Source organism: Fontimonas sp. SYSU GA230001 (assembly GCF_040066175.1).
In the GTDB taxonomy this organism is placed as follows: Bacteria; Pseudomonadota; Gammaproteobacteria; order Nevskiales; family Nevskiaceae; genus Solimonas.
Map to the genome: position 1 here is coordinate 133,144 of NZ_JBEAAM010000007.1, position 16,159 is coordinate 149,302.

The 16,159-nt window shown below is 67.4% G+C and carries 14 protein-coding genes; 8 read left to right on the forward strand and 6 right to left on the reverse strand.

Going from position 1 to position 16,159, the window contains the following annotated elements; genetic code table 11:
* The first annotated feature begins 55 nt into the window (after positions 1 to 55).
* The 3 genes from aat to infA are packed head-to-tail and all read left to right on the forward strand — an operon-like array spanning position 56 to position 1,799.
* Positions 56 to 808, forward strand: coding sequence for a leucyl/phenylalanyl-tRNA--protein transferase (gene aat, locus AAG565_RS04520; protein WP_348818361.1), 753 nt, complete (start codon positions 56 to 58; stop codon positions 806 to 808).
* A complete protein-coding gene (locus AAG565_RS04525) occupies positions 805 to 1,527 on the forward strand; it encodes an arginyltransferase (RefSeq protein WP_348818362.1) in 723 nt (240 codons plus the stop codon). The genes aat and AAG565_RS04525 overlap by 4 nt, the downstream gene beginning before the upstream one ends.
* Before the next feature lie 53 nt (positions 1,528 to 1,580).
* Complete coding sequence (infA, locus tag AAG565_RS04530; protein WP_348818363.1) at positions 1,581 to 1,799, forward strand: translation initiation factor IF-1; 219 nt, start codon at positions 1,581 to 1,583, stop codon at positions 1,797 to 1,799.
* 119 nt (positions 1,800 to 1,918) lie between these two features.
* Here the strand turns inward: infA and clpA are convergent, their stop codons facing one another.
* The 4 genes from clpA to AAG565_RS04550 all read right to left on the reverse strand — a co-directional run bounded on the left by clpA (position 1,919) and on the right by AAG565_RS04550 (position 8,093).
* Positions 1,919 to 4,204, reverse strand: a complete 2,286-nt coding sequence (gene clpA, locus AAG565_RS04535) for an ATP-dependent Clp protease ATP-binding subunit ClpA (RefSeq protein ID WP_348818364.1) — start codon at positions 4,202 to 4,204, stop codon at positions 1,919 to 1,921.
* A 31-nt stretch (positions 4,205 to 4,235) separates the two neighbouring features.
* Entirely contained in the window at positions 4,236 to 4,565 is a 330-nt protein-coding gene (clpS, locus tag AAG565_RS04540; RefSeq protein WP_348818365.1) for an ATP-dependent Clp protease adapter ClpS, read from the reverse strand.
* Between the two features lie 74 nt (positions 4,566 to 4,639).
* Complete coding sequence (locus AAG565_RS04545) at positions 4,640 to 5,809, reverse strand: acyl-CoA dehydrogenase family protein (protein WP_348818366.1); 1,170 nt, start codon at positions 5,807 to 5,809, stop codon at positions 4,640 to 4,642.
* Positions 5,810 to 5,864: 55 nt separating this feature from the next.
* Positions 5,865 to 8,093 (reverse strand): adenylate/guanylate cyclase domain-containing protein, encoded by a 2,229-nt coding sequence (locus AAG565_RS04550; protein ID WP_348818367.1) that lies wholly within the window; start codon positions 8,091 to 8,093, stop codon positions 5,865 to 5,867.
* Positions 8,094 to 8,226: 133 nt separating this feature from the next.
* On the opposite strand from AAG565_RS04550, the gene gspC reads away from it, so the two are divergent.
* The 5 genes from gspC (at position 8,227) to AAG565_RS04575 (ending at position 14,835) form a co-directional block, all read left to right on the forward strand.
* Positions 8,227 to 9,102: a type II secretion system protein GspC gene (gene gspC, locus AAG565_RS04555; RefSeq protein ID WP_348818368.1), complete on the forward strand. Its 876-nt coding sequence runs from the start codon at positions 8,227 to 8,229 to the stop codon at positions 9,100 to 9,102.
* Between the two features lies 1 nt (position 9,103).
* Positions 9,104 to 11,176 (forward strand): type II secretion system secretin GspD, encoded by a 2,073-nt coding sequence (gene gspD, locus AAG565_RS04560; RefSeq protein WP_348818369.1) that lies wholly within the window; start codon positions 9,104 to 9,106, stop codon positions 11,174 to 11,176.
* A gap of 14 nt (positions 11,177 to 11,190) precedes the next feature.
* Positions 11,191 to 12,675: a type II secretion system ATPase GspE gene (gspE, locus tag AAG565_RS04565; RefSeq protein WP_348818370.1), complete on the forward strand. Its 1,485-nt coding sequence runs from the start codon at positions 11,191 to 11,193 to the stop codon at positions 12,673 to 12,675.
* Between the two features lie 75 nt (positions 12,676 to 12,750).
* Entirely contained in the window at positions 12,751 to 13,965 is a 1,215-nt protein-coding gene (gspF, locus tag AAG565_RS04570; protein ID WP_348818371.1) for a type II secretion system inner membrane protein GspF, read from the forward strand.
* Between the two features lie 105 nt (positions 13,966 to 14,070).
* On the forward strand, positions 14,071 to 14,835 hold the full coding sequence (locus tag AAG565_RS04575) for a sulfite exporter TauE/SafE family protein (RefSeq protein WP_348818372.1): 765 nt from the start codon (positions 14,071 to 14,073) through the stop codon (positions 14,833 to 14,835).
* Here the strand turns inward: AAG565_RS04575 and plsX are convergent.
* Both plsX and rpmF read right to left on the reverse strand, forming a co-directional pair.
* Complete coding sequence (gene plsX, locus AAG565_RS04580; protein WP_348818373.1) at positions 14,827 to 15,882, reverse strand: phosphate acyltransferase PlsX; 1,056 nt, start codon at positions 15,880 to 15,882, stop codon at positions 14,827 to 14,829. The genes AAG565_RS04575 and plsX overlap by 9 nt on opposite strands.
* A 41-nt stretch (positions 15,883 to 15,923) precedes the next feature.
* Positions 15,924 to 16,127 carry a 50S ribosomal protein L32 gene (rpmF, locus tag AAG565_RS04585; RefSeq protein WP_348818374.1) on the reverse strand — a complete coding sequence of 68 codons (204 nt, stop codon included), beginning with the start codon at positions 16,125 to 16,127 and terminating at the stop codon, positions 15,924 to 15,926.
* Between the last annotated feature and the right edge of the window lie 32 nt (positions 16,128 to 16,159).

Here is a 16,159-nt window from a genome sequence, read left to right on the forward strand (position 1 = left end):
GCCGGCGGATTCGAGCTGGCGTATGCTTCCGGCATGACCGCGCCGCTTGCCGGAGATGGATAGCCCCGTCCGCCTGCACTGGCTGGACCCGCGCAACCCGCACCAGCCGTTTCCGCCCGCGCACCTGGCCATGCGCGAGCCCAATGGCCTGCTGGCGATCGGCGGCGACCTGTCGCTGACGCGCTTGTTGCGTGCCTACGCACAAGGCGTCTTCCCCTGGTACAACCCGGACGAACCCATCCTCTGGTGGTGTCCCGACCCGCGCGCGGTCCTGCTGCCTTCGGCCCTGCACGTCTCGCGCTCGCTGCGCCGGTCGATCCGCAAGGCCGACCACGCGGTGACGCTCGACCTGCGTTTCAGCGAGGTGCTCGACGCCTGTGCCGGTCCGCGCCGCGGCAGCCGCGGCACCTGGCTGGGCGAGGACATGCGGCGCGCCTATCGGGGCCTGCACGAACTCGGTTACGCGCACAGCGTCGAGGTCTGGCGCGCCGGCGAACTGGTCGGCGGCCTGTACGGCGTCGCTCTGGGCGGCGTGTTCTTCGGCGAGTCGATGTTCTCGCGCACCGATGACGCCTCGAAGATCGCCTTGTACTGGCTGTGCCGGCAGCTTGATGCCTGGGCCTACGAAATGATCGACTGCCAGATCAACTCAGCGCACCTGCAGAGTCTCGGCGCCACCGAGATGCCGCGCGCCGAGTTCCTGCGCCGGCTGGCCCTGTCGCGTGAAGACGCGCGGCGCCCGTCGGCCTGGCGCTTCGAGATCGATCACCCCGGCGCGGCCGAACACCTGCCGCGCCCGACGCGATGAACGACAGCTCGCCGATCCGCCTGTATCTGAGCGCCGAGCACGCCTGCGGCTACCTGAGCGGCCGCGCCGCCCGCAGCGCATTCGTCGATCCGGAGTGGACCCTCAACGCGCCGCGCTACCAGCGTCTCCTGGAGATGGGCTTCCGCCGCAGCGGCGGCCATGTCTATCGTCCGCATTGCCGCGACTGTACACGCTGCATTCCGGTGCGCGTGCCGGTCGCCCGCTTCCGGCCGAGCCGCTCACAGCGCCGCTGCCTCGACGCCAACACCGACCTGCAGCTGAGCCTCGAAACCCGGCTCGGCGACGAGCACTACGCGCTGTACCGCAGCTACCTGCTCGGCCGACACGCCGATGGCGGCATGGATCCCTACGACCGGCAGGCTTTTCACGCCTTTCTCGAATGCCCTTGGGCCCCGGTCAACTTCTGGTGCTTCCGCGCGCACGGCCGGCTGCTGAGCGTCGCCGTCGTCGATCATCTGCCGCTGGCGCTGTCGGCCGTCTATACGTTCTTCGATCCGCAGGAAGCCGCGCGCGGCCTCGGCACGCTGGCCGTGCTGCAACAGATCCGCCACGCCCAGGAGCGCGGCCTGCCCTACGTCTATCTCGGCTACTGGGTGCCGGAAAGCGGCAAGATGGCCTACAAGCAGCGCTTCCAGCCGCTGGAAACCCTCACCGCCCGCGGCTGGCTCGCCAGCCCGACGCCGGCGGTCGGCGGTTGAAACATTTGATCCTCGCCCCAATAATGCGCCCCTCGCAGAGCTTGACGGGGCACATGGCAAAGGAAGATCACATCGAGATGAACGGCGTGGTGACGGAAACGTTGCCCAACACGACGTTCCGCGTGAAGCTGGAAAACGGGCACGTCGTCATCGCCCACATCTCCGGACGCATGCGCAAGCACTACATCCGCATCCTCACCGGTGACAAGGTCACCGTGCAGCTGACGCCCTACGACCTGACCAAGGGACGCATCACGTTCCGGGACAAGTAAAGCCCGAGTAGCGTGGAGGGGGGCCCCAGCGAAGCTGGGGATCCAGCGTCGCAAGGGCGCCCTTCATCCGAAAACAAAGCCCGCTTGCGCGGGCTTTTTCGTTTCTGCGGGCCTTGACCTCAAACAGGCTCCAGCTGCGCCGCCTTCTCGCGCCCTTCGAGTTCGAACCGGAGCGTCTTGTCGTCGCCCAGTTCGACGTGCACGCGCCCGCCGTTGGCGAGCTTGCCGAACAGCAGCTCCTCCGCCAGCGGCCGCTTGAGGTTTTCCTGGATGACGCGCGCCATGGGCCGCGCGCCCATCTTCGGGTCGTAGCCACGCTCGGCGATCCACAGGCGCGCCGCTTCGTCGATCTCCAGCTGCACGCCCTTGGCGCCGAGCTGCTCTTCCAGCTGCAGCAGGAACTTGTCGACGACGCGCAGGACTTCCGCCTGCCCGAGCGGCGCGAACTGCACGATCGCGTCGAGGCGGTTGCGGAACTCCGGCGTGAACATGCGCCGGATCACTTCCAGTGCGTCGGTCTGGTGGCTCTGCTCGGCGAAGCCCATCGTGCGCCGCGAGGATTCCTCGGCGCCGGCGTTGGTCGTCATCACCAGGATGATGTTGCGGAAGTCCGCCTTGCGGCCGTTGTTGTCGGTCAGCGAGCCGTGGTCCATGACCTGCAGCAGCAGGTTGAACACGTCCGGGTGCGCCTTCTCGATCTCGTCGAGCAGAACCACCGCGTGCGGGTGCTTGATCACCGCCTCGGTCAGCAGGCCGCCCTGGTCGAAGCCGACGTAGCCCGGCGGCGCGCCGATCAGGCGCGACACCGTGTGCCGCTCCATGTACTCGGACATGTCGAAGCGGATCAGCTCGATGCCGAGCAGTTGCGCCAGCTGGCGCGTGACCTCGGTCTTGCCGACGCCGGTCGGGCCGGCGAGCAGGAAGTTGCCGATCGGCTTCTCCGGATTGCCCAGACCGGAGCGTGCCAGCTTGATGCAGGCGGTGAGCTGCTCGATCGCCTTGTCCTGGCCGAAGATCACCAGCTTGAGATCGCGCTCCAGCGTCGCCAGACGGTCGCGGTCATTGGCCGACACGCTCTTGGGCGGGATGCGGGCGATGCGCGCGACGGTTTCCTCGATGTCGCGCACCTGCACGGTCTTGCGGCGCTTGGACTCCGGCAGCAGGCGCAGGCGCGCCGCCGCCTCGTCGATGACGTCGATCGCCTTGTCCGGCAGATGGCGGTCGGTGATGTGGCGCGACGACAGTTCCACCGCCGAACGCAGCGCGCCGCGCGTGAACTGCACCTGGTGGTGCTCCTCGAAACGCTGGCGCAGGCCTTCGAGGATCTTCACCGTGTCCTCGACGCTGGGCTCGCCGACGTCGATCTTCTGGAAGCGCCGTGCCAGCGCGCGGTCCTTCTCGAAGATGCCGCGGTATTCCTGATAGGTGGTCGAGCCGATGCAGCGGATCTGGCCGGAGGCCAGCAGCGGCTTGAGCAGGTTCGACGCGTCCATCACGCCGCCGCTGGCGGCGCCTGCGCCGATGATCATGTGGATCTCGTCGATGAACACGATCGAGCCGGGACGCTTCTGCAGTTCCTGAATCACCGCCTTGAAGCGCTTCTCGAAGTCGCCGCGGTACTTGGTGCCGGCGATCAACGAGCCGAGGTCGAGACTGTAAACCACCGCGTTCTTGAGCAGATCCGGCACGCGGCCTTCCACGACCAGCCAGGCGAGACCTTCGGCGATCGCCGTCTTGCCGACGCCGGCTTCGCCGACCAGCAGCGGATTGTTCTTGCGCCGGCGGCACAGCGTCTGCATGACCCGCTCGATTTCCAGATCGCGCCCGATCAACGGGTCGATCGCGCCCTGCGCAGCCCGCTCGTTGAGATTGGTCGCGTACTGCTCCAGCGCGCTCTGCGCCGACTGCGTCTTGTCACCCTGCTCTTCCCGCTCCTCGGCCGCTTCGGCCGGCTTGTCCGGCGCGTTCGAACCGTTCTTGGCGATGCCATGCGAGATGAAGTTGACGATGTCCAGGCGGCTGACGCCCTGCTCGCCGAGCAGGAACACTGCGTGCGTGTCCTTCTCCGAAAAGATCGCGACCAGCACGTTGAGCGTGCTGACGTGCTTCTTGCCGGCGGCCTGCACGTGATAGATCGCGCGCTGCAGCACGCGCTGGAACGACAGCGTCGGCTGCACTTCGTGCTTGTCGGCGTCCTTGACCGCCTGCACGTGGCCGCGGATGTACTCCTTGAGCCCCTGTTCGAGTTTGTCCAGGTCGGCGCCCGCCGCGGTCAGCGCCTCCGACACCTGCGTGTCGGACAGCAGTGCCAGCAGCAGGTGCTCGACGGTCAGCAGCTCGTGACCTTCCATGCGCGCCGACACGAAGGCGGCGTCGAGAGCTTTCTGCAAGTCTTCTGACAGCATCGTTTCTACTCCGTCTGCCCGGGGGCATCCCTCAGGCCTTCTCCATCACGGTCAACAGCGGATGCTGGTGCTGACGCGCATAGGCATTGACCTGCGCGGTCTTGGTCTCGGCGATCTCCGCCGGGAACACACCGGCGACACCGCGACCCTGGGTATGCACCTGCAGCATGATCTGCACCGCCTTCTCCCGCGAATGGTGGAAGAACTGTTGCAAAACCTGGACCACGAAGTCCATCGGCGTGTAGTCGTCGTTGATCATCACCACCTTGTACAGCGGCGGCTGCTTGAGCCTGGGCTTTGCCTCCTCCAGCGCGACGCCCTGGCCCGCATCACCACCCGATCGTTTGACCTCGTTGCTCATGGACCGAATTTTACGCCGCTTGCTCCATAGTGGCGGCACCGGTGCCGAAAGCAAGTCCGGCGCGTCCAGCGGACCTAAAACGCCGACAAGCCGGTCTGTGCGCGACCGAGGATCAGCGCGTGGATGTCCTCGGTCCCCTCGTAGGTGTTGACGGTTTCCAGATTCAGCAGGTGCCGCATGACCGGGTAATCCTCGCTGATGCCATTGGCGCCGAGCATGTCGCGGGCACTGCGGGCGATCGCCAGCGCCTGCCGGCAGTTGTGGCGCTTGAGCAGCGACACCATTTCCGGCGCCGCGCGACCGGCATCGAACAGGCGCCCCAGGCGCAAGGCCCCCTGCAGGCCCAGTGCGATGTCGGTCTGCATGTCGGCCAACTTCTTCTGGATCAGCTGGTTGGCCGCCAGGGGTCGCCCGAACTGGCGGCGCTCCAGCACATAGTCGCGGGCCGCGAACCAGCAGCTCTCGGCCGCACCCAGCGCGCCCCAGCAGATGCCGTGGCGCGCCTTGTTCAGGCAGCTGAACGGCCCACGGAACCCGGAAACCTCGAGCCGATGGCTGTCCGGCACGCGCAGATCCTGCATGACGATCTGGCCGGTCGGCGAGGCGCGCAGCGACAGCTTGCCGGCGATCGCCGGTGTCGTCAGTCCGTTCATGCCACGCTCGATGACGAAACCGCGCACGGTCTTGTCCTGCGCGTCCAGTGCCCAGACGACGAAGACGTCGGCCACCGGCGCGTGGCTGATCCACGACTTGACGCCGTTGAGCACCCAGCCGTCGCCGTCGCGGCGCGCGCGCGTGGCCATGCCCGCGGGATCGGAGCCGTGGTCCGGCTCGGTCAGGCCGAAGGCGCCCAGCGCGCGGCCGCCGGCGAGCAGGGGCAGCCAGCGCCGTCGCAGCGCCTCGCTCGCGTAGCTGCGGATCGGGAACATCACCAGGCTCGACTGCACCGACAGCGCCGAGCGATAGGCCGAATCGACGCGCTCGATCTCCCGCGCCACCAGACCGTACATGACCTGGCTGCCCCCGGGACAACCGTAGCCTTCCAGGCCGATACCCAGCAACCCCAGCTCGCCCATTTCGTGGACGACCTCGCGGTCGAAGCGCTCCTCGCGGAAGGCCGTCTTGATTCGTGGCTGCAGTCGGTCGCGCGCGTAAGCGGCGGCGGTGGCACGCACGCCGCGCTCGTCGGCGGCCAGCTGATCGTCGAGACACAGTGGATCGCGCCAGTCGAAGGCATTCGTCATACGGACTCCTGGAGCCCCGCCTGCGCGGGGATGACCGCGATGCGCTGCATCGCGGTCACTTGTGGGTGAAGGTGAAGGCGCCGTCCCAGTCGGCGCCGGGCGGGTGCTCACGCAGGTACATGATGCGTTCGATGAACAGCTCGTAGATCCGGTGCGGCCGACCCGACTGCGACAGGTTGAAGAACTCGAGCTCCGCCTCGTCCCAGCGCTGCGCGCGATACAGCTTGAGTGCTCCGCGATGCCGCGCCAGGTCCTGGCGCAGCGCCGGGTCGAGTCCGTCCTTCGGCCCCATCGGCTCGTAGATCGCCACCGGCTCCTGCTTGCCCTTGACGCGCACCAGATCGAGCTCGCGGAACGACCAATCCGCCGGCGCCGCGCTGCGTGTCGCCTCCGAGCAGACGATCGGCGCGCCGTATTCCTTGGTCAGGCCTTCGAGCCGCGAACCGAGGTTCACCGCATCGCCCATCACCGTGTAGGCCATGCGGAATTCGGAACCCATGTTGCCGACACTCATGCGTCCGCTGTTGATGCCGACCCCGATCTGCAGCCGGGGCCAGCCACGCGCGTCGAACTCCGCGTCCAGTTCGCGCACCGAGCGGATCATGTCGAGCCCCGCCTGCAGCGCATGCAGTGCGTGCTCGCCGTCCGGCAGCGGCGCGCCCCAGAACGCCATGATCGCGTCGCCCATGTACTTGTCGATCGTGCCGCGATGGCGCTGGATCACGCCGGTCTGCTGGGTCAGGAAGCGGTTCATCAGCTCCGCGACCGCGCGCGCATCCAGCGACTCCGAAATGCTGGTGAAACCGCGCACGTCGGAGAAGAGCACCGTCATCTCGCGGCTCTCGCCGGCCATCGATACGGCCTCCGGATGCTCGGCCAGCTCGGCGACGACCTCCGGCGGCACGTACTGGCCGAACAACTTCGAGATCTCGCGCTTGCCGCGCGACTCGACGAAGTAGCCGTACAGCAGGTGCGCCATGAACAGGCTCAGCGTGAACGTCACCGGCACGCCCAGCGGCATGATGAAGTCGGCGCCGCTCCACAGCGCGAACGCCAGCCCGACGATGCCGGCGATCAGGCCGAAGCCGAGCGCCGCGCTGGCCGCGGCGGACAGGCGCGCGAACGCCCACGCCAGCGCGATGGCGATCAGCAGGTGCATCACCGTCTCGATGCCACTGTAGTACGGCGCCTTCTGGCGGATGCGTCCGTCGAGCATGCCGGACACCAGGTTGGCGTGAACCTCGACGCCGGAGAACACCTTGTTGACCGGCGTGCTGCGCAGATCGAGCAGGCCGGCCGCGGTCGCCCCCATCAACACGATCGCATCACGCAGGCGCTCCGGGCGTTCGACCTCGCCGCGCAGCACATCGACCGCGGAAACGTAGGTGAACGTGCGGTTGTCGCCGCGATAGGGCACGTAGGCGGCGACGTATTCGTCCACCGGCGCGGACAGCGGGCCGATGCGCACCCGTTCCAGGTGCAGCGAGGTGCGGATCTCCGGCGGCTCGAACTCCAGTTCGATCGGCGGATTGCCCAGCGCCATGGCAACGATCGCCAGCGCCAGCGACGGATAGATGGCGCCGTCATAGCGCTGCACCAGGGGCACGCGCCGGAACACGCCATCGTCGAGCGCCGCGATCGGATTGTCGAAAAAGCCGCAGCCGGCGGCAGCCTGCTGCAGCTGCGCGACGTTGCCGCCGTAGCCCTGTGCCTCGACGAAATCGACGTCGTAGAGCCGCGCGGCCTGCGCGTCGATCAGCGGCGCACAGATGGCGCCCTTGGCGCGATCCTCGTCGGCGGGCACGGTCGGCCGGAAGAAATAGCCCATCACGACCGCCCGCCCCTGCAGCGCCTGCGCGAAGCGGGCGTCGTGGTCCAGCTCGCGGCGGATCTCGTCGGCGCGGGCCGTCACTTCCGGCACCGCGGCGAACTCCTCGCCGGACAGCCGCGCCCACAGGCGCAGCGCCTGGTCGTCGGGTTCGGCGAAGACGATGTCGAAGCCGAGCGTGCGGATCCGGTAGCGGTCGAACAGCTGATCGACCAGCGTGGCGAACTTGGTGCGTGGCCAGGGCCAACCCTCGGCGGCCAGACTGCGCTCGTCGAGATCGACGATGACCACGCGCGGATCGCCGGTGCCGGGAAGCGTGAGCAGCACGCGCGCGTCGTAGGTGAAGTCCTCGATGACGTCGAGCAGCCGCCACGGCAGCCAGCGCGCGCTGTGCACGAGGAACAGTGCGAACACGGCGGCGCTGATGGCGAGCCGGATCAGGCTGCGTGCGGTCATGCTTTCCCCAGTTCTCGCGGCCACGTTACTCAATGACGGAACCCGCGGCAACGACCGGTGTCGTACGCGGCGCCACCCGCCCACCGTCAGGCGTTCATACAGTCCACACCGTGCCGCAGGTTATGATGTATCGATGTCCAATGCCCTGAACCTCCAGCGTGTCGCCCGGATCTACGAGCGGCACGGTCGCGGCCTGCCCGCAGCGGCCAGCCTGCTGCTGGTGGTCGCGGTCGCCTGGCAGCTCGCCGGCCTGGCGTGGGTCCTGGCGCCGCTACCGGAGGCGGCGCGCTGGCAGGCGCCCCCGGTCGAGCCGGTCCGACCGCGCGCAGCCACGGCCGGGACGCGCAGCATCGACGGCCTGATCGCCGCGCGCCTGTTCGGGGAGTACCGGGCGGGCGCGCAGGACGGACGCGTCGAGGAGGCACCGGAGACGCGGCTGTCCCTGACCCTGCTCGGCATCCTCGCCGGCGACAACCGCAAGAAGTCACGAGCGCTGATCGGCAGCAGCAGCGGCGAGGAAAAGCCTTACGCGATCGGCGACCCGATCACGGCCGGCACCCGGCTCCAGGACATCCTGCCGGACCGCGTCATCCTCAACCGCGGTGGCAAGTACGAAACCCTGCGCCTCAACAAGGAGGCGCCGAGCAAGGAATCGCTGACCTATCAGCCGCCGCCCACGGCCGGCAGCGCCGAAACCGCACAGGCGCTGGCGCAGATCCGCGAGGAAATCCTGGCGGACCCGACCAAGGCCGCAAACTACCTGCGCGTGCAGCCGGCCAACGTCAACGGCCAGCTCAAGGGCTACCGCATCTATCCCGGCCGCGAACGCGAGACGTTTCAGCAGCTGGGCCTGCGCCCCGGCGATCTGGTCACGGCCGTCAATGGCATACAATTGGACGACAACCAGAAAGCACTGCAGCTTCTCGGGGACCTCAGCCAGGCCACGGCGGTCACACTCACCATCGAGCGCGGCGGGCAGTCGCAGACGCTGAACCTGAGCCTCAACTGACATGATCTTGCGCCATCCACGCTTCCGTCCGCACGCTGCGGCCCTCGCGGTCGCCGTGTCGCTGCTGTTTGCAGCGCCGGCCCGCGCCGACATCACGCTCAACCTCAAGGACGCCGACATCAACACGCTGATCGCGACGGTCAGCGAGGTCACCGGCAAGAACTTCATCGTCGATGGCCGCGTCAAGGGCAAGGTGACCGTCATCAGCGCGTCGCCGATGAGCAACGACGGCCTCTACGAGACCTTCCTCGCGGTCCTCGCGGTCAACGGCTTCGCGGCGATTCCCGCCGGGGACACGATCAAGATCGTCCCGGAGGCCAACGCACGCTTCGAAGGCGGGTCACGTTACGGCGCCGGCAACGGCCGGCCGATGGACGAGATCGTCACGCACGTGTTCCAGCTGAAGAACATCAATGCCTCGCAGCTGGTGCCGATCCTGCGCACGATCGTTCCGCAATGGGGCCACCTTGCCGCCTACCAGCCGAACAACACGCTGATCATCGCCGACCGCGCCGCCAACGTCGAACGCATCGGCAAGCTGATCACGCAGATGGACCAGGCCGGCGACCGTGACATCGAGTTCATCCGCCTCCAGCATGCGTCCGCCAGCGAGATCGTGCGCATCCTGTCGTCGATGACGCAGCAGGACAAGCAGGCCGATCCGACCAACAAGCCGGCGACCATCATCGCCGACGAGCGCAGCAACAGCATCCTGATCGGCGGCGACAAGGCCGAGCGCCAGAAATTCATCGACATCATCCAGAAGCTGGACATCCCGCTCAAGGACGACGGTGCGACGCAGGTGGTCTATCTGCGCTACGCCAGCGCCGAGAACCTGGCGCCGATCCTCGAGGGTTACGCGCAGCAGGTGAAGCAGGCCGACGCCAAGTCGGCGGGTGGCTCGACGCCGGCGACCGCTGCCGCCGCCGGTGGCGGCAGCGGCGAGGTCCGCGTGCTCGCCGACAAGGACACCAACGCCATCATCATCACCGCACCGCCCAAGGCGATGCGGCAGATCCGCGACGTCATCGCGCAGCTCGACATCCAGCGCGCGCAGGTGCTGGTCGAAGCGATCATCGCCGAAGTCAGCGCCAACAAGTCGAACAAGATCGGTGTGGACTGGGCGGTGTTCAACAACGAGCGCATCGCCGCGGCCGGCATCCTCGACCCGAGCACGCTGTCGGCGCTGGCCACCGCCGCCACGTCCGGGACCACGGCCGGTGCGGCCAGCCTGATCGGCCAGGGTGTGACGATCGGCGGCGGCCTCGACGGCGGCCGCGACGGCACCAGCTTCGGCGTGCTGCTCAAGGCGCTCAAGGGCGACGGCGATTCCAATGTGCTGTCGACCCCGACCCTGGTCACGCTGGACAACGAGGAAGCCAAGTTCTCGGTCGGCCAGGAAGTTCCGTTCCTGACCGGCCAGTTCACCAACACCGGCACCAGCAACAGCTCGATCAATCCGTTCCAGACGATCCAGCGCAAGGATGTTGGCCTGACGCTGTCGGTGACGCCGCAGATCAGCGGCGACAGCGACTCGATCAAGCTCAAGGTCGATCTCGAGGTCTCCAGCCTCAGCGCCGCCGGCGCCGGCACCCTCAACCAGATCACCAACAAGCGCACCCTGACCAATGTCGTCGGCGTCGAGAACGGCCAGATCCTGGTCATCGCCGGCCTGATCGACGACCAGATCAACGATCAGCAGCGCGGCATTCCGCTGATCAGCGACATTCCACTGCTCGGCGCACTGTTCAAGTTCCGCTCGGTGGACAAGGTCAAGCGCAACCTGATGCTGTTCATCCGGCCGTCGGTGCTGCGCAAGCGCAGCGAGGGCGACTACTACACGCGCAAGAAGTACGAATCGGTGCGTCAGGCGCAGGTCGATGCCGCCACCGGCGCCGGTCCGATGATCGGCAGTCAGCGTCCGGTGCTGCGCCCGATCGAGCAGTGGAGCGAGATGCCACCGACACCTGCGCCCGCGGCGCCCGAATCCGACGCCGGCACGACACCCGAGCTCCTGCCTGAAGCCACGCCGGCCCCGCAACCTGAAGACGCGCCGCCGTCGTCGCCTGGTTGAAGCGGTCCGAGGTCATGGAAGCACAGCTACGGCGCCCGCCGTTCACCTTCGCCAAACGCAATGGCGTGATCGTCACCGAGGACCGGGGCGACCACGCGCTGGCGGTCGTGCGCCCGGACGCGGCGATCGACGGCGTGCAGGAGACGCGCCGCTTCGTCGGCAAGCCGATCCGGCTGCAGAACGTGACGCCGCAGGAGTTCGATTCGCTCCTGTCGCGCACCTACGAAGGGCAGACCACCGCCACCGCGAACCTGATGGAAGGCCTGAACGAGGACGAGGCCGACCTCGACGCCCTGGCGCTCGCGCTGCAGGAGAACGTCGATCTGCTGGAGTCCGACGACGACGCGCCGGTCATCAAGTTCATCAACGGGCTGCTGGTCGAGGCGATCAAGGAGAATGCCTCGGACATCCACATCGAAAGCTTCGAATCCCGCCTGCAGGTACGTTTCCGCGTCGATGGCGTGCTGCGCGAAGTGATGTCGCCGCCGAAGAGCCTCGCGCCGCGCCTGGTCTCGCGCATCAAGGTCATGGCCAAACTCGACATCGCCGAGAAGCGCCTGCCGCAGGACGGGCGCATCTCGCGCCAGTTCGGCGGCCGCAAGGTCGATGTGCGCGTCTCGACGATTCCCACCGGCCAGAACAACGAACGCGTGGTGATGCGCATCCTCGACAAGCAGGCCGAGAAGCTCGACCTCGAGCAGATCGGACTCGACGAGGAGCAGGTCGCCGCGCTCAAGCGCATCATCCACCGTCCCTACGGCATCCTCCTGGTCACCGGCCCCACCGGCTCGGGCAAGACGACGACGCTGTATTCGGCGCTGTCGGTGCTCAACGACCGCTCGCGCAACATCATGACGGTCGAGGATCCGATCGAGTACTACATCGACGGCGTCGGCCAGACGCAGGTCAACACCAAGGTCGAAATGACCTTCGCTCGCGGCCTGCGCGCGATCCTGCGTCAGGATCCGGACGTGGTCATGGTCGGCGAGATCCGCGATCTCGAAACCGCGCAGATCGCCGTGCAGGCCTCGCAGACCGGACATCTGGTGCTGTCCACGCTGCACACGAACACCGCCGTCGGCGCCGTCACGCGACTGCGCGACATGGGCGTGGAACCCTACCAGCTGTCGTCTTCCCTGGTCGGACTGATGGCACAGCGCCTGGTGCGCCAACTGTGCGGCCAGTGCAAGCAGGCTTACGAAGCCAGCACGGTCGAGAAGGAACAGCTCGGGGTGGACCCGGCGCGCCCGATCACGCTGTACCGGCCGGTCGGTTGTCCGCACTGCCGTCACATCGGCTACATCGGCCGCACCGGCATCCACGAGATCATCGAGATCGACCGCAAGCTCGAAGCGATGATTCACGACAACGCGTCCGAACAGGCCCTCGAAGCTTACGCGCGCACCTGCGGACCGGGCATCCTCCAGTCCGGGCGCAACAAGGTGCTGGCCGGCCTGACGACGCTGCGCGAAGTGTTGCGCGTGACGATCGAAGAATAGTGAGACGTGAGACGCAAGGTCGCCGCACTGCTTTCCTGACGTCTCACGTCTCACACCTCACGCCTCACGTCTGACATGGCCGCCTACGAATACAGCGCACTCGACGCGAAGGGTCGCCAGACCAAGGGGCTGATCGAGGGCGACACGCCGCGTCACGCCCGGCAGATGCTGCGCGAGCGCGGGTTGACGCCGCTCGAAATCACCGAGGTCACCGAGTCGAGGGCCACCAGGACTTCGCTGTTCCGCCGCGGCGGCAGCCTGTCGAGCACCGAGCTGTCGCTGTTCACGCGCCAGCTGGCGACCCTGGTGCGCTCCGGCCTGCCCCTGGACGAATCGCTCACCGCCGTGTCGGAGCAGAGCGAGAGCAAGCGCGTCAAGCGCATCGCGCTGGGCGTGCGCGCCGGCGTCGTCGAAGGCAACTCGCTGGCGCAGTCGCTGGAACAGTTCCCGAACGCGTTCCCGACGCTGTTCCGTGCGACGGTCGAGGCCGGCGAGCAGTCCGGCCAGCTTGACTACATCCTCGAACGGCTCGCCGACTACGTCGAACGACGCCAGGTCATGCAGCAGAAGATCCTGCTCGCGGCCTTCTATCCGGCTATTCTGACCTTCGTGGCGATCTCCGTCGTCGTGCTGCTGCTCACCTATGTCGTGCCGCAGGTCGTCGAGGTCTTCACCAGCATCGATGCGAAACTGCCGGCGCTGACCACCGGACTGATCGCGGTCTCCGATTTCCTGCGCAACTATGGCGTGTATCTGCTGATCGTGCTCGCGCTCGCCGCACTGGCCTTCGAGCGCCTGATGCGTCAGGACGGCTTCCGCCGCGGTGTACACCGCAACCTCCTGCGTCTGCCGCTCGTCGGGCGCCTGGTCCGGGGCGCCAACACCGGCCGCTTCACGCGCACGCTCGGCATCCTGTTCGGCAGCGGCGTGCCGATCCTCGAGGCGCTGCGCATCGGCACGCAGGTCGTCGGCAACCTGCCGATGCGCGACGCGATCGAGGCAGCGGCGGTGCGCGTGCGTGAGGGCGCGCCGCTGTCGCGCTCGCTGGCCTCGAGCAAGCTGTTCCCGCCGATCACGGTGCATCTGATCGCCAGCGGCGAATCGTCCGGCAAGCTCGACGAGATGCTCGACCGCGCCGCGGAGAATCAGGAACGCGAGGTCGAGACCCTGGTGGCGGCGATGATGGGCGTCTTCGAGCCGTTGCTGATTCTGGTGATGGGCGGCGTCGTGCTGCTGATCGTGCTCGCGATCCTGCTGCCGATCTTCGACCTGAACCAGCTCGTCAAGTGACCGCCAAGGCGCGCCGCGCGTTGGCGGTCATCCCCGCGATAACGGGGATCCAGTGCTGCGGCAAGGCTGCTGGATGCCCGCCTGCGCGGGCATGACGTCGGTTCGATGATCGAACAGCTGGCGCTCGCCCTGCTCGGCTTCGCCGCGAGCTTCTTTTCCGCGCTCGCCGGTGGCGGCGCCGGCCTGCTGCAGTTCCCGGCGCTGATCCTGCTGGGCCTGTCGTTCGCCGGCGCCGTGGCCACGCACAAGGTCGCGGTCGTCGCGCTCGGCGTGGGCTCGACGCTGCGGCACTTGCGCGAAGGCGGCCTCGATTGGCGCTTCCTGATGCTGATGACGGCACTGGGTCTGCCCGGCGTCGTCTTCGGCACACGGCTCGCGCTGTCGATTCCGGACCGGCCGGGCAAGCTCGTGTTCGGCTTCGTCAACATCGGACTGGGGCTGTATTCGATCTTCCGGCCGCAGTTGGGGCTGGACCGTACGCCACGCAACCGTGAAGGCATCGGCCTGCTGATCGGCTGCGTGCTGACCATCGGCGTCGGCTGGCTCACCGGCCTGGTCGCATCCGGCCCGGGCGTGTTCACGACACTGCTGATGCTCAGCTGGTTCGGCTGCGACTACCGCCAGGCGGTCGCGATCACGATGCTCATGGTCGGCCTGTTCTGGAACGGGGCGGGCGCGATCACCGCCGGCTGGAACGGGCCCGTGGCCTGGCATTGGATCCCGGCGCTGGTGGTCGGCGGACTGGCGGGTGGCTACACCGGCGCCCACCTGGGTCTGCTGCGCGGCAACCGCTTCATCAAGCGCGCTTACGAAGTGCTGACGCTGCTGATGGGTGCGAGCCTGATCGGTCAGTCGCTGATGTCAGGGTGACGTCACTGACGCAAGGTCGCCAGGCATCGCACCGGACGGCGGCCGCGCCGCATCGAGCAGGCGCACGATGCGGCTCGGCACCGCATTCTCGACTTCGCGCAGGCCGACCCGGATCGCGGCCGCGAAGGCCTGCGCGTCGGCGCTGCCGTGCGACTTCACGACGATGCCGTTGAGGCCGACGAAACTCGCACCGTTGTAGTTGCGTGGGTCCATGCGCCCACCGAGCGCCTTGAGCGCGGGCATCGCCATCAGCGCCGCGAACCTGGTGAAGATCGAGCGCGTGAACTCTTCCTTGATGAAGTGATAGATCAGCTTGGCCACACCCTCGCCGGTCTTGAGCGCGATGTTGCCGGCGAAACCGTCGCAGACGACGACATCGACGTCCTTGAGGAAGATGCCATCGCCCTCGACGAAACCGACGTAGTGGAGTGGTGATGCGGCGAGCAGCTGCGCGGCCCGCTTGATCACCTCGTTGCCCTTGATCTCCTCCTCGCCGATGTTGAGCAGTGCGACCCTGGGCTTCTCGATGCCCAGCGTCGCCGTCACCAGGGCCGAACCCATCACCGCGAACTGCAGCAGCTGCTCGGCCGAGCATTCCGCGTTCGCGCCCAGATCGAGCATGTGCACGTGACCATTGACCGAGGGGATCGCGGAAATGATCGCCGGCCGGTCGATGCCCGGCAGGGTCTTGAGCACGAACTTGGCCGTCGCCATCAGTGCGCCGGTGTTGCCGGCGGACACCGCGGCCTGCGCGCGGCCATCCTTGACCAGGTTGATCGCCACGCGCATGGACGAATCCTTCTTGTTGCGCAGCGCCTTCGACGGCGACTCGTCCATCGCCACGATCTCCGAGGCATGCTGCACGCGTACACGCGCATCCGCGCTGTGGTGGCGCTGCGACAGCCGGCTGGTGATCTGCGCCTCGTCGCCGACCAGCACGACGTGCAGCTCGGGATGCGCCGCCAACGCCAAAAGAGCGCCGTCCACGGCCGCTGCGAGGCCGTGGTCGCCGCTCATTGCATCAATGGCCAGAACGACCGGTGTCATCGGGCGGGTGCCGCCATGTGAGCGCCCGCGGGCCGCGAGTCCTACTCGCCGACTTCTTCGACAGCCGTGGCCTTCTCGATGACCTTCTTGCCGCGATAGTAGCCGTCCGCGGTCACGTGGTGACGGCGATGCGTCTCGCCCGAGGTCGGATCGGTGGACAGCGCCGGGGCCTGGGCCTTGCGCTTCCAGTGCGCGTGGCGATGACCGCGGTACGCGCGCGATTTCTTGGAATCCTGAACTGCCATTGCTCCACTCCGTCGGGCTTCTCAAGCCCCAC

Coding starts and splice junctions, on each gene's coding strand:
- aat (WP_348818361.1), top strand. CDS start 56: ATGGATAGCCCCGTCCGCCTGCACTGGCTGGACCCGCGCAACCCGCAC.
- AAG565_RS04525 (WP_348818362.1), top strand. CDS start 805: ATGAACGACAGCTCGCCGATCCGCCTGTATCTGAGCGCCGAGCACGCC.
- infA (WP_348818363.1), top strand. CDS start 1,581: ATGGCAAAGGAAGATCACATCGAGATGAACGGCGTGGTGACGGAAACG.
- clpA (WP_348818364.1), bottom strand. CDS start 4,204: ATGCTGTCAGAAGACTTGCAGAAAGCTCTCGACGCCGCCTTCGTGTCG.
- clpS (WP_348818365.1), bottom strand. CDS start 4,565: ATGAGCAACGAGGTCAAACGATCGGGTGGTGATGCGGGCCAGGGCGTC.
- AAG565_RS04545 (WP_348818366.1), bottom strand. CDS start 5,809: ATGACGAATGCCTTCGACTGGCGCGATCCACTGTGTCTCGACGATCAG.
- AAG565_RS04550 (WP_348818367.1), bottom strand. CDS start 8,093: ATGACCGCACGCAGCCTGATCCGGCTCGCCATCAGCGCCGCCGTGTTC.
- gspC (WP_348818368.1), top strand. CDS start 8,227: ATGTCCAATGCCCTGAACCTCCAGCGTGTCGCCCGGATCTACGAGCGG.
- gspD (WP_348818369.1), top strand. CDS start 9,104: ATGATCTTGCGCCATCCACGCTTCCGTCCGCACGCTGCGGCCCTCGCG.
- gspE (WP_348818370.1), top strand. CDS start 11,191: ATGGAAGCACAGCTACGGCGCCCGCCGTTCACCTTCGCCAAACGCAAT.
- gspF (WP_348818371.1), top strand. CDS start 12,751: ATGGCCGCCTACGAATACAGCGCACTCGACGCGAAGGGTCGCCAGACC.
- AAG565_RS04575 (WP_348818372.1), top strand. CDS start 14,071: ATGATCGAACAGCTGGCGCTCGCCCTGCTCGGCTTCGCCGCGAGCTTC.
- plsX (WP_348818373.1), bottom strand. CDS start 15,882: ATGACACCGGTCGTTCTGGCCATTGATGCAATGAGCGGCGACCACGGC.
- rpmF (WP_348818374.1), bottom strand. CDS start 16,127: ATGGCAGTTCAGGATTCCAAGAAATCGCGCGCGTACCGCGGTCATCGC.